This is a genomic window from Streptomyces sp. NPDC001903 (assembly GCF_042891345.1).
Lineage (GTDB): Bacteria > Actinomycetota > Actinomycetes > Streptomycetales > Streptomycetaceae > Streptomyces.
The window spans coordinates 111,273-123,272 of sequence record NZ_JBIASZ010000018.1; the positions used below are offsets into that span (position 1 = coordinate 111,273).

Sequence of the window (12,000 nt, forward strand, 5' to 3'; positions counted from 1 at the left end):
CGTGTTGACGTCGGCCGGCGACTCTGGGCTGGTGCCAGGACAAGGCAAGAGGAAGCGGTGACAAAAGGCCGTGAGCCAGCGGTTGGGTGCTCGCACTGCGTCGGACGTGGGACGGTGGGAGTGGTCTTTGGAACAAGATTCCAGGCAGAGTTGCGCGCACTTGCGCCGTCTTCGAGAGGCGCGAATCGACGAATCGCTCATCCGGATCGACACGCTGAGTCGACGTCCACTGGAGCAGGGCACGTATCGGTTGAGTCGGTTCGTGCCAGACACGGCTGCGCGGGTCGAACCGTGAGCCTCTGATCGTTGATCCTGTGGGAGGCGAGTTGACAGACACGGCGTCGGCTGGACAGAAGGACGGTATGGAGCGCCAAGTCGCCTTGGTGCCGTGGAGCCGTTCCGGGTTCTCGCCGCTGCGGTCAAGAGCCGCTGTGATCAAGACTGGTCGCAGGGGCTCGAGGCCGACGTCCGCGTGGTGGGACCTTCGATCGCTTCGGTGAGGTCTGATGTCCCGTCGCCAACCGTCCGGGAAGTCCGTAGAGTGCGGACGGGCCGCCCCAGGTTGAGTGGGGCGGCCCGTCTCGTCGTGTGCTGTGTGGTCGGTGGGCCGGCCTCTTCAGAGGACGCCGCGCGGAGGCTTGAGGCTGCTGAACGCCGCCCCGGCAACAAGCACCGCCATGCCCGCCAAAAGGGCGGGCATGCTGGTCGAGGGGTGCAGGACGACAGCCCACGGCTGCGCTCCGCGGCCGCCGTTCTTCCATCCTCCGACGGCGAGGACCAAGGGTACGGCGGTGAGGACCGGGGCCGCGATCCGGGCGCCGGTGAGGGGGTTGAGCAGGAGCGCCAGGCCGAGGTAGAAGGCGGTATTCCGGCCGATGGCCAGGGCCACGGGAGCGGCGCCCGCGAGGTGCCCGAGCACGGCCATGCTCAGGGCGACGATTGCACAGGCGACGGCGAGGGAGGCGTCGAAGCGGTGGACGGCACGTACGGCGACGTCTTCCGTGGCATCTCGGGCGCGGCCGGTGAAGGCCAGCCATGTCACGGCGGGGACGACGGTGATCAGTGCGGCGAGAAGGAAGTGTCCGGCCCCGCCGACCATCGCGGGTACGGGAATGCGGCTCTGTCCGAATGCCAGGCCGGCGCCGGCCGTCACAGCGGTGACGGTGGCGAGGGCGGGGACGTTGCGGGATGCGGCCCACCAGTTCACCGGCCCGCTCCTTCAGGGTTCAGGGTCGGCTTCTGGTCGCAGCCGGTGAGCGCCGTCCGGTTCGTCTCGTACCAGGCGTGCTGACGGTCGGAGGGCAGTGTGAGGACCTTCTGGGCGAGCTTCGCGTCGTCCGGGGAGACGCGGCCCTGCACCGGTGCCGGTGGCTCTTGGGTGGCGACGGCGGTCAGCCATGCGGTGAGCGGCCCCCGGGCGGGGAACGCCGGGTACTTGTGGCTGGTGCGGGCGCATTCGGGGATGGGTGGCAGGAGCGTGTTGGTGAGGTTGGTGGCGATGTCCTGTTCTCGAACCTGGCCTTTGCCTCCGAACCCGGCTTGCCCGGGCTTGAGGTTGCGGTTTTGGGTGAGAGAAGGGGGTACGGGAAGCCCGGCACCTTTCAGGCGGCCACCGTAAGTGCGGGTCGTCGACACGATCCGGGTGCGTCCCGGTGTCTCGGGCCACAGGCATACTTCCGGGACACCAGCGGTGTCGCAGACCAGCGCATCGGGGTTCCGGTCGGTTACCGGGTCATAGTCCATGTCCACGACCAGGAACACCGAGACCACGGACGCGGCGACGAAGGCGGCAAGCGGCTTCCAACGGCGGACCTGCGCAATCGCGAGGAGGCATGCGGTGCTGATCCCGCCGGTGAACAGGAGCGGCGCCCACACGGCCACCGGGTCGATGACCGATCCGACCGAGCAGCAGCTGTCGTAGGCGCCGGCGACCAGGTGGCGGGGCCACGGTGTGTCCCAGGACCCGGGGAACGCGGTCAGGCAGAACCCGGCGACCATGGCCAACGGTGCGGCCGCAAGCTGCGGAAGAAGGCCGCCCAAGAGGTATCCGGCCAGTGTCGCGGCCGCCATCAGCAGTGCGTACACCACGAACATGCCCAGGTGGGAGAATGACGGAAGGGTTCCCGCTGCGGAGACCGCAACACCGACCGCGACAAGCATCCCGGCAACGCCCATCGCCCACACCGGAGCCAGCAGCGGCAGCGCGATGGCGAGGCGGCTGCGGGAGGGAGTCTGTCCGAAGACATTGCCCCGGCGCAGACGTGCGCCTTCCCACGCTCCGCTCGCCGCGCACGCGGCCGCGGCGAAGGGGATCGTGTAGGAGGCATTGCCGAGGACGGACGGTCCGTATCCGTGAACGGTGCCCATGGTGATCGGATCCGACAGGAGCAGCAGGACGTAGCCGGCGAGGAAGACGAGCATGAGCCCGGCGGAGGAGGACCGTAGGAGGGTGACGACGCGCATCGGTCAGATCTCCCGTCCGACGAGCATCACGTAGGCGGCTTCGGCCTGTTCACGTCCGCGTGGGGCGGACGGTGCCAGGGCATGGAACTCGGCGGGGCTTCCCTGGAAGCAGATCTTGCCTTGGGCGAGGACGGCCACATGCGTATACAGGTCGGCGAGGTCTTCGGTCTGGTGCGTGGAGACGATCACCTGGACGCTGCCGGCGAGCTCGTCAACGAGCTCGCGGAAGACCAGGCGTTGTGTGGGGTCGAGGCCGGCGGTCGGCTCGTCCATCAAGATCAGCTCACTGCGGTGGGTCAGTGCCCCCGCGATGCCCATGCGGCGGAGCTGCCCGCCGGACACCTGGTGGCTTTTGCGCTGCGCGAGGCGGGTGAGGTCGACGCGGCGCAGCGCGTCCTCGGACGCTTTCCATGCAGAGTCTTTCGGCATGCCCTTGAGCCATCCCGCGTAGGCGACCTGCTCGCGTACGGTCAAGCCGGGTATGGGGGTGATCTGCTGGGGTATCCATGCCACGCGTTCCCGGTAGACGGCCCGATGGCGGCCTTTCGCAGCGCCTCCGTTGAAGCTGACTGATCCGGACGAAGGGGCCAGGTGGGAGGCGGCAATGGCCATCAGTGTGGACTTGCCGGCTCCGTTCGGGCCGAGGAGGACCGTTGCCCGCGCATCAATCCGGAGACTGAAATCATTGAAGACGGGCGCATTCCGGCCGTACCGAAATGAAATATGATCAAAAATCAGAGGCATGGAGGAACGCACAATCCGCCATCCCACCGCCAGTGGGATGGCTTTGGTTGTGGGACAGTGGACGGGAGAGGGTCCCGGTGCTGATTCCACCGGGACCCTCGTACTACGTGTTCAACAACCGTACTACCAGGCGACCTTCACGTAGTCGACGGAGATGAACGTGCCGTGGGACACGTCCGTCAGCGCGAAGTAGTAGTTGCCCGCGTCGTCCGGGTCGCCGTAGTCCACCCATCCGCAGTAGTTCGTCCGAGTCCCCTTGGAGCGATCCGGAGCGGAGGCGATGTCCTTCCACAGCCGCAGCCCGGCGTAGTTGTACCCGCCGCCGCCGTCCGCGTAGCAGCCCGAGAAGTAGATACCCGTGTAGTCCCAGGTGTCGTTGTTGTCCCACCAGCGGCGCGACTCGTTACCCGCCCGCCACGAGTTGATGGACGATTCGAACTGACCCTCCGCCGTCACGCCGGCGTGCGCCGGAATCACCGACACCGCACCCAGCAGCGCGGCACCGGCCATGGCTCCGGCCCACGATTTCAAACCGATCTTCACTTGATCCCTCTTTCGTCTTTCCGGCATCGCCCCTGCCGGGCGGCGCCCTCGCGGGCCGGAGATCCGACCCTTGAACTGGCCTGCGACTACCAGGCGACCTTGACGTATCCGATGTTTATGTAGTCGCCGTTGCCGACGTCCGTCAGCGCGAAGTAGTAGTTGCCCGCGTCGTCCGGATCGCCGTAGTCAACCCACCCGCAGTAGTTGTTCCGAGTGCCCTTGTTGCGGTCCGGGGCGCTGGAGATGTCCTTCCACAGGGTCAGTGACGCGTAGTTGTAGCCGTAGCGGTCGTCATCCGACTGGCATCCCTGGAAGTAGATGCCGGTGTAGTCCCAGGTGTCGTTGTTGTCCCACCAGCGGCGGGACTCCGCCGGAGCCGTCCACCACGAGATGTGGGACTCGAACTGGCCTTCCGCAGTGACGCCCGCATTCGCCGGCGTGATGCCGCCGATCCCGAGGAGTGCAACACCTGCCATCAGGCCGGCTGCTCTCTTGCGCCGCGTACTCATCGGTTTCCCCTTCCCCTGCTCATTGGCCCTGTGCGAGGGCATGGCGGAGGGAGGAGACGATGTGCGGTGCCTCCCCCCGAGGCGAACCGAACGCTAACCGCGGAATACTTGATTCTGCGAAAAATTGTTCGAGTATGGATCAAATGCAGACACGCCTCTACTCCGTGCGGGACCGGCCGGACCCATGGGCCACAACCCATTCCGCCCCACCCCGCCCGCCGCCGCTTTGGCCGAGACCCATCGCCTCCTGAACCCGTCCACACACCCGTCGTCGTGGCCCAAGTCCCTTGAAAACAACACTTGTTCAGTTGATCAGGCGCGGAGCCGGACGGTGAGGGCCGTGGCGGTTCCTGTGCCGAGATGGACGTAGCTGCGCTTGTCGTAGCGGGTTGCCACGGTTCGGTGTGGCCTGCGCGGGACGGCTCATGGGGGATGGACCTCGAACAGTTCTGCCCCGAAGATCCCGACGAAGCCACCAGACCGGTCTGACCATCAGTCGGCAACAGGTGTCAGCCGTACGTGGACCGGTGTACCCCGTTGTTCTCCCACGTCGACCACACCTACCTGCGGTTTGGCGGCCCACCGGGCCGCCAACGCCCCCCTTGCTCGCCGCGCAGCCATCGAACCCGCTCGCACAGAGAGCGGCGGCCTGATCGCCCGGCGCCCGGGCTGCGGACGGGCGGAAGACACCGGCCTGCGCCGTCAACCGCTTCACCCGATGCGGGCACGTTCCTGGCAGTTGGTCGATGCGCGCGGTGTCGGTGATCGCGGACGGACACCGATGCCAATACCTTGCTGGTCGGTTGACGTCCGTCGGTCGGGTGAGGAGCCTCATGCCCCGTTCCTCGCAGAACACCCCTGTCCCGGAAGAAGGCGGTCACGTCCGCCGTCTGTGGCCGCTGCTTGCGGTGTTCGCGGTCGCGGTGCCCGCCGCGCTCCTCGTGGTCGAGAAATTCGGCGCCCACCATTTCGGGTTTACGTTCTTGCTGATTCTTGTCGCCGGCCTGGCCGGATACGCGGTGGCGGTAGAGAAGATCGTCCAAGAGAAGTTCGCGGAGTCCCGGCGCCGGACACGCATGCTCGTGTGGTTGGCAGCCGCGGTCCTCTATCTCGGCAGCGTGGCCGTGTTCCTCGAGTTCCGCCCCCCGCCACCTCCGCTTGCGCGAATGAAAGGGCACCGGGACGTGGCCGTGGCCGGCTTCGCCGCCGCGGACGGCAAGCAGGACCAACAGAAACTGGACGACTTCGCCGCCGACTTCGCCCTCGCTCTGAAGGGGCAGCTTCCCTCCTCGACCGCCGTCAGCAGCTACGCGGCCGAGGCGAGACTGCCGCTGAAGGAGCTGAGGAGCTCGGACGACAGCGAGCTGGAGCGGAAGACGGCTGCCTTCGCCGATGAGACGGACGCCGAGATCGTCCTGGCCGGCCTGGCCGAGCCCAGTGGCGGCCAGACCCACCTGTGGCCCGCCGTCTACATCAGGTCGGACCAGGTCACCAACTTGCCCGAGCTCGAGGGTTGGTACGTCGGCGAGTCTCCGATCATCGTGACCGGTTGGGACTCATCGGGAGAGCGGGAACAAGTACGCAAGGAGCTGGCACACGAGGTCGGTGCACTGGCAGAGTTCCTGGACGCGATGGACGCCTGGCGCAAGGGCGATCCGGCGAAGGCCGGACACACCCTGGACGACCTGCTCGATCCGAACCGGCAGGGCGGCAAGAACGGCTTCGTGCCCTCTGACCTGGCTCTCCTGTTCCACGGCGCAGCGGCTGAACAGCGAGCGATCGCGGAGGCGGAACCCTCCCGCACCAAGCTCCTGGAGACGGCCCGCAAGGACTACGAGCACATCATCAAGGACAGGCCGGCCAGCCGCCCGGGCACACGGGCGGCGGCGCGCGCCCGCGCAGCCCTCAGCCTGCAGGAAAACGCATACCGCAGGGCGATCGATCCCTCGCAGCTGTGCCGGCCCGATACGGTGAAGGCCGCGGAACTCGCACAGGTCTCACAAAGCCTGAAGGCACTGGCCGACAACCCCGATCTGACCGACCTCGGCCGCCTCAAAGCCGTGGTGGACCGTGCCCAGGTCGAGGACTGCCGCTTCTCCGCGGGTCTGGTGACGGACGACGGTGCTGTGAACGAGGCCGTGAAGAAGCTCAGCGAGGCCCGGAACATCACCGGTGCGGCCGAGCTCCGCGCGTTCGCCGAGTCGATCGCCGCCACCCATGCGTACAGATCCGGGGACAGGCCCGCTGCCATCAAGCACATCCAGGCCGCCATCGACCACGGAACGGACACGTTCCAGCGCGCGCTCTGGCACGGTCTGCTGGCGCGCTGGAGCCTGGAGCTCTGCGACCTGCCCACCGCACGCAAGGCGCACCAAGAGGCCCTGGCCCAGTTCGACGCCGCGAAGAGGAGACATCGCGGAGACCCCAACCGCCGTACCGAGTACGAGAAGAAGCACGCGGAAGAGCTGAAGAGCGCCGAAGAACGCTGCGTACACGATGAGAGAGGTAGTGGCGAGTGAACCGGCGACTGTGTGCGGTGCTGACCGGGTTGTGCCTTCTGGCCCTCGGCTGCGAGGCGCGACACCCCCCGATGGCTTCGCCCGCCGGGAAACTCCCACCGGCGAGGGCCGCGAGCCCTTCGGCGACGGACCCGCTGCTGGCCGCGCAACTCGACATCATGGCGTCGGGCGCGGACGCCGGGCCCAGGCCGCCCGACGTCGGCGACGGCCCGAACGTACCGGGCATGGGTCTGCCGGAGGGGTGGGACACCACACACGAACTGCTCGTCTACGGCTACCCCGCCGGCACGAGCGTCCCCATCGGGCTCTACCAGGTCGAGAACGACAGCCAGCCGATGCCGGTGGGGCTGATCGGCACTGTGGTCATGCCGCCCTCACGGATCGCCACCTTCGTCATCCCCCCAGAGCATTTCGACCTCCTGAGGAGCCACACCGACACCACCACGCTCGCCTACTGCCTGAGCATCCCAGCGGTCCGCACCTGCGGCCTGTTCGGGTAGCCGAATCACCGTGGCTCTTCCCCGGCCGTCAGCCCGGATAGCCGACGGAGAAACATGGAGCCGATTCACCCCCGGCGACCACCAGCGATGAAGCGCGGTACTCACGCCGGTTCCGCTGAGCTTCGTTTGTCCTCAACGTGGACGACATGAAGCTCGACGCCGTCCTGATGGCGCTTGGAACGTCCGAGTAGCCCGACAGCGGTCTGCGACTGATCCTGAGGCTCATCGAGGCCGACGTAGGTGAGGACGTCGTTGTGATGCCCTGTGACGACCCATCCCTCGACGTCCTTGAGGTCGATCACTCCAAAGTCTCCTGCCGAAGATCCGGCGTGCGCCGGGCCGAACTCCTTCAGGAGATCGGTTGCCTGTTCAGCAAGGTCCCCTTCCGGATCGGTCAGCACGACACAAGTGCCGTGCTCGAACAGCACCCACGACTTGCGAGGGTCGGCGAGAAGCCGCTGCCAGACGTCGATCAGTATCTCGGTGGTCACGTCGATCATCATGCCGCAGAGCACTGACACGGGGTGCTGACCGGTCAAACCTGACGTGATCACCAGCCTGCACTGCCGTCAGCCGGTGGGTCATTCCGGGCCAGCGGTGAGGGTCCGGGCAGCGGCCGAGCGCTTTGGTCAGTGGGCGCTGCCTTGTCCGGGGCCCCGAGGCCGGCGGCTGGTGGGCCGGTCGTTGGCGGGTGACGCGCGACGTATCCGGGGTTCCCACACGTACGGTGGTCCTGTGTCAACTGCCGCCGGAGGGCGGGACTTCGAGCCGGAGCAGCGACATCGTGACGGCAGGCCTCGCCCTTCACCACGCCGCACCAGGCTGGAATGACGTGGCCGGGTCCAGCCCGCAGGTGCCCCGGGTCAGCAGCGAGTCGGATTCCGGGCGAGTCGTGTGAGGCTCGCGTCGGACGGCCGCCGTATGCGGTGGCCGTCGGACGCTGAGGGGCAGGTGGCCTGCGAGGAGCCTGGCGTGCACCGTGTACGACACGACCGGGTGGCGCGGGTTACGCGGCCTGCTTCTCGTCGGGCTGGGTCAGCCCGACGGACGTCTGCAGCGGGGCCTCCTTGATGAAGAGGCAGAGCAGGAAGGCGAGGAGCGCGGAGGGGGCGGCGTAGAGGAAGATGTCGGCGATGCCGTGGCCGTAGGCGCTCTCCAGCCAGGTGCGGACCGGGGCGGGGAGCAGGTGCATGTCGGGCAGTGAGCCGCTGCCGGTCGCCTGGGCGGCAGCGGCCCGTGCCTCGGGGGCCAGGTCGCCGATGGTGTCGGTGGCGTAGTGGGCGATGCGGCCGGCCATCAGGGAGCCGAGCACGCCGACGCCGACCGCGCCGCCGAGGGAGCGGAAGAAGGTGATCACGGAGGAGGCGGCGCCGAGGTCGGCGCGGCTGACCTGGTTCTGGGCGGACAGGACGAGGTTCTGCATCATCATGCCGACGCCGATCCCCAGGAGCGCCATGTAGATGGCCAGCTCCCAGTAGGGGGTGTCGTAGCGCATCAGGCCGAGCAGGGTCAGGCCCGCGGTGAGGAAGACGCCGCCGGAGACCAGCCAGCCCTTCCAGCGTCCGGTGGCGGTGATGAACCGGCCGGAGAGCGTGGAGGACACGAACGTACCGGCGATCATCGGGATGGTCATGACGCCCGACATGGTCGGCGACTCGTTGCGTGCGAGCTGGAAGTACTGGGAGAAGAAGACCGTGCCGCAGAACATGCCGACGCCGACGAACAGCGAGGCGAGCGAGGCGAGGGTGATGGTGCGGTTGCGGAACAGACGGAGCGGGATGATCGGTTCGGCGGCCCGGGTCTCGGTGAGGACGAACAGCAGGGCGAGCAGGACGGTGCCGCCGACCATCGTGTAGGTCTGCCAGGACAGCCACCGGTACTTGTCGTCGGCGAAGGTCACCCAGATCAGCAGCAGCGAGGCGGCCGCGGTGATGAGGAAGGCGCCGGTCCAGTCGACCGTGACCTTCCGCTTTGCGACGGGCAGGTGGAGCGTCTTCTGCAGGACGGCCAGCGCGATCAGCGCGAAGGGGATGCCGACGAAGAGGCAGTAGCGCCAGCCGAGCCAGTCGGTGTCGGTGATGACGCCGCCGAGGAGCGGGCCGGCGGCGGTGGCGACGGCGACGGTGGCGCCGGTATAGCCGGAGTAGCGGCCGCGCTCACGCGGGGAGATCATCGCGGCCGTGATCACCTGGACCAGGGCGGTGAGACCGCCCGCGCCCAGGCCCTGCACCACACGGGCGCTGATCAGCGTGGCCGGGTTCTGCGCCAGACCGGCGATGACGGAGCCGATGATGTAGATGGCCAGGGATATCTGGACGAGTGCCTTCTTGCTCACCAGGTCGGAGAGCTTGCCCCAGATCGGGACGGAGGCGGTCAGGGAGAGCAGCGCCGCCGTGACGACCCAGGTGTACGCGGACTGGCCGCCACCGAGGTCCTTGATGACCGCCGGCAGCGCGTTGGCCACGATCGTCGAAGAGAGGAGCGCGGCGAACAGACCCACCAGCAGGCCCGAGAGCGCCTTCATGATCTGCCGATGCGTCATGGGCGCGGGCCCGTGGTCGCCTCCGTGCTCGGGCGTGCCCTTCGGCTTCGCGTGGGCCCGTACACCAATCGGTGTGATCGTTGCCATGGTCTTCCTTCTCCAACGTCTCGGATTCGCCTGAAGCACACATCCGCGCTTCTTCGTGCAGGGCGTGCTCGCCCGGCTCTCCGATCGACCGCCAGTACGGTGCGTCGTTCGGCATGACCGAGACTCCGACGGGACACCGTCCACTTTCCAGAGCAAATGAGAACGACTGCCGTTCACTCATGTCCGCTCATGTTCATTTCGGTCCCGCCGTTCACGAAAAGCGTGCGGCATGTCATCGCGGACGCTTGCACGTGCGGTGCGCAAGTCCTGAGTGGCGCACGTAGATCCGGCTGCGCGACGCAGTGCCGGCCACGCGTATTGACCGGGCTCGCCTGCAAGCTGAGATCAGCGACGTCGTCGTGTGGAGCATGGTGAGCGTCGACTCGACGTCTCGCCGAGCGCACCATCAACCGGCGCAAGGCGTTCCGGGCGGCCGCCACCTTCCAGGACCCTCACACTTCGCCACTCCCGATCGGCAGCGGGCGCGAGTGGACAGGAGTGGACGGTCCTCGTCCCAGTTGGCTCTGGAAAGTGAGCAGCTGCCCGTCAGAGTGTTGGCCACATCGAACGACGCACTGTGAATGGGTCGATCGAAGGAATGCCCCGAGCACGGCCAGCACGGCCGAAGAGGCATGAATGCCTCGGATGAATGCTCGCTGAACACACTTTTTTACGTGAGCACTGCTCTGCAGCAGTGAACACCGCCGAACGAACCCGCCCCTCGTGCGTGACCCGCTCTGGTCGCGCCGTACTGTCAGAAGGTCTCCCCGTGAACTACTCCTCCTCCGAGTCACCGACCGAAATCGTGGCGCGGCTGCGTGCCGCCTTCCGTACCGGTCGTACCAAGTCGCTTGAATGGCGCACGGCGCAGTTGCGCGGGCTGCGGGACATGCTCACCGAAGGCGGCGCAGACCTGGCCGCGGCGCTTCACGCCGACCTCGGCAAGCCTTCCGGCGAGGCGTACCGCACGGAGATCGATTTCACGATCCGGGAGATCGACCACACGCTCGACCACCTTCAGGCGTGGCTGGCTCCCGAGGCCGTGGCGGTCCCGCCCACGCTGGGGCCGGATGCATCGGCCTGGACGCAGTACGACCCGCTGGGGGTCGTACTGATCATCGCCCCGTGGAACTATCCGGCCGGGCTGCTGCTCGCTCCGATGGTCGGCGCGCTGGCTTCCGGGAACGCGGTCGTGGCCAAACCGAGCGAGCTCGCTCCCGCCACTTCCGCGGCGCTGGCCAGGCTGCTGCCGGCCTACCTCGACACCGAAGCGGTGGCCGTCGTCGAGGGCGGAATCCCCGAGACCACGACACTCCTGGCCGAGCGCTTCGACCACATCTTCTACACAGGCAACGGCATGGTCGGCCGAATCGTCATGCGGGCCGCCGCCGACCACCTCACCCCCGTCACCCTGGAACTGGGCGGCAAGTCCCCGGTCTTCGTCGACCGCGGCACCGATCTCGACGTGGTCGCAGAACGGCTGGCCCGCGGAAAGTTCCTGAACGCCGGGCAGACCTGCATCGCTCCGGACTACGTACTGACCGACCCGCAGACCGCCGCCGCCCTCGAGCCCGCCCTCACCCGCGCCATCGAGGCTCTCTACGGCACCGATCCCGCGACGTCCGGGGAGTACGGACGGATCGTCAACGAGCGGCACTTCGACCGTCTGACCGGCCTGCTCGGCTCCGGCCGCGTGGTGGTGGGAGGAGGCAGTGACCGGACGAGCAAGTTCATGGCCCCGACCGTCCTGGCCGATGTCGACCCCACCTCCCCGGTCATGCGGGAGGAGGTCTTCGGGCCCATCCTGCCGATCGTCACCGTGACCGGCCTCGACGAGGCGATCGACTTCGTCAACGACCGTGACAAGCCGCTCGCCCTGTACGTGTTCACCGAGTCCGACGACACCCGGCACCGCATCGCCGCCGAGACCTCCTCCGGCGGTCTCGGCTACGGCCTGCCCGTGGCCCACGTCATGGTCCTGGACCTGCCTTTCGGCGGCGTCGGGGAGAGCGGCATGGGCAGCTACCACGGCCACCACTCCATCGACACCTTCAGCCACCGCAAGGCCGTACTCGCAAAGCCACTGGCCTGAG

General features: G+C 67.6%; 10 protein-coding genes. 3 read left to right on the plus strand and 7 right to left on the minus strand.

The genetic code is table 11. From position 1 onward, the window contains the following. Positions 1-616: 616 nt before the first annotated feature. From ACFYZS_RS31920 to ACFYZS_RS31940, 5 genes are all read right to left on the minus strand, one after another. The gene (locus tag ACFYZS_RS31920) at positions 617-1,207 is read right to left on the minus strand and encodes a hypothetical protein (RefSeq protein ID WP_389020188.1); all 591 of its coding nucleotides are present in this window, start codon (positions 1,205-1,207) and stop codon (positions 617-619) included. Further along, positions 1,204-2,463 carry a hypothetical protein gene (locus ACFYZS_RS31925; protein ID WP_389020191.1) on the minus strand — a complete coding sequence of 420 codons (1,260 nt, stop codon included), beginning with the start codon at positions 2,461-2,463 and terminating at the stop codon, positions 1,204-1,206. Before ACFYZS_RS31925 ends, ACFYZS_RS31920 begins: the two co-directional genes overlap by 4 nt. A 3-nt stretch (positions 2,464-2,466) precedes the next feature. After that, positions 2,467-3,219, minus strand: a complete 753-nt coding sequence (locus tag ACFYZS_RS31930) for an ATP-binding cassette domain-containing protein (RefSeq protein WP_389020194.1) — start codon at positions 3,217-3,219, stop codon at positions 2,467-2,469. A gap of 111 nt (positions 3,220-3,330) precedes the next feature. Further along, complete coding sequence (locus ACFYZS_RS31935; RefSeq protein ID WP_389020197.1) at positions 3,331-3,750, minus strand: hypothetical protein; 420 nt, start codon at positions 3,748-3,750, stop codon at positions 3,331-3,333. 86 nt (positions 3,751-3,836) lie between these two features. Then, positions 3,837-4,226 (minus strand): hypothetical protein, encoded by a 390-nt coding sequence (locus tag ACFYZS_RS31940; protein WP_389020200.1) that lies wholly within the window; start codon positions 4,224-4,226, stop codon positions 3,837-3,839. Between the two features lie 866 nt (positions 4,227-5,092). Between ACFYZS_RS31940 and ACFYZS_RS31945 the strand changes: the two genes are divergently transcribed. Together ACFYZS_RS31945 and ACFYZS_RS31950 are read left to right on the plus strand one after the other, a co-directional pair. Further along, a complete protein-coding gene (locus ACFYZS_RS31945; RefSeq protein ID WP_389020203.1) occupies positions 5,093-6,778 on the plus strand; it encodes a hypothetical protein in 1,686 nt (561 codons plus the stop codon). A 71-nt stretch (positions 6,779-6,849) separates the two neighbouring features. Further along, positions 6,850-7,278 carry a hypothetical protein gene (locus ACFYZS_RS31950; RefSeq protein WP_389020206.1) on the plus strand — a complete coding sequence of 143 codons (429 nt, stop codon included), beginning with the start codon at positions 6,850-6,852 and terminating at the stop codon, positions 7,276-7,278. 101 nt (positions 7,279-7,379) lie between these two features. Here ACFYZS_RS31950 and ACFYZS_RS31955 read toward each other — a convergent pair whose 3' ends face one another. Further along, positions 7,380-7,781, minus strand: a complete 402-nt coding sequence (locus ACFYZS_RS31955; protein WP_389020209.1) for a hypothetical protein — start codon at positions 7,779-7,781, stop codon at positions 7,380-7,382. 503 nt (positions 7,782-8,284) lie between these two features. Continuing rightward, complete coding sequence (locus ACFYZS_RS31960) at positions 8,285-9,907, minus strand: MFS transporter (protein ID WP_389020212.1); 1,623 nt, start codon at positions 9,905-9,907, stop codon at positions 8,285-8,287. Between the two features lie 769 nt (positions 9,908-10,676). Here ACFYZS_RS31960 and ACFYZS_RS31965 point away from each other — a divergent pair. Continuing rightward, positions 10,677-11,999: an aldehyde dehydrogenase family protein gene (locus tag ACFYZS_RS31965; RefSeq protein WP_389020214.1), complete on the plus strand. Its 1,323-nt coding sequence runs from the start codon at positions 10,677-10,679 to the stop codon at positions 11,997-11,999. Position 12,000: the final 1 nt, after the last annotated feature.

Bases quoted from the DNA above. Each gene is read 5' to 3' on its own strand.
- ACFYZS_RS31925 (WP_389020191.1), bottom strand. From the start codon at position 2,463: ATGCGCGTCGTCACCCTCCTACGGTCCTCCTCCGCCGGGCTCATGCTC.
- ACFYZS_RS31940 (WP_389020200.1), bottom strand. From the start codon at position 4,226: ATGGCAGGTGTTGCACTCCTCGGGATCGGCGGCATCACGCCGGCGAAT.
- ACFYZS_RS31945 (WP_389020203.1), top strand. From the start codon at position 5,093: ATGCCCCGTTCCTCGCAGAACACCCCTGTCCCGGAAGAAGGCGGTCAC.
- ACFYZS_RS31950 (WP_389020206.1), top strand. From the start codon at position 6,850: ATGGCTTCGCCCGCCGGGAAACTCCCACCGGCGAGGGCCGCGAGCCCT.
- ACFYZS_RS31955 (WP_389020209.1), bottom strand. From the start codon at position 7,781: ATGATGATCGACGTGACCACCGAGATACTGATCGACGTCTGGCAGCGG.
- ACFYZS_RS31960 (WP_389020212.1), bottom strand. From the start codon at position 9,907: ATGGCAACGATCACACCGATTGGTGTACGGGCCCACGCGAAGCCGAAG.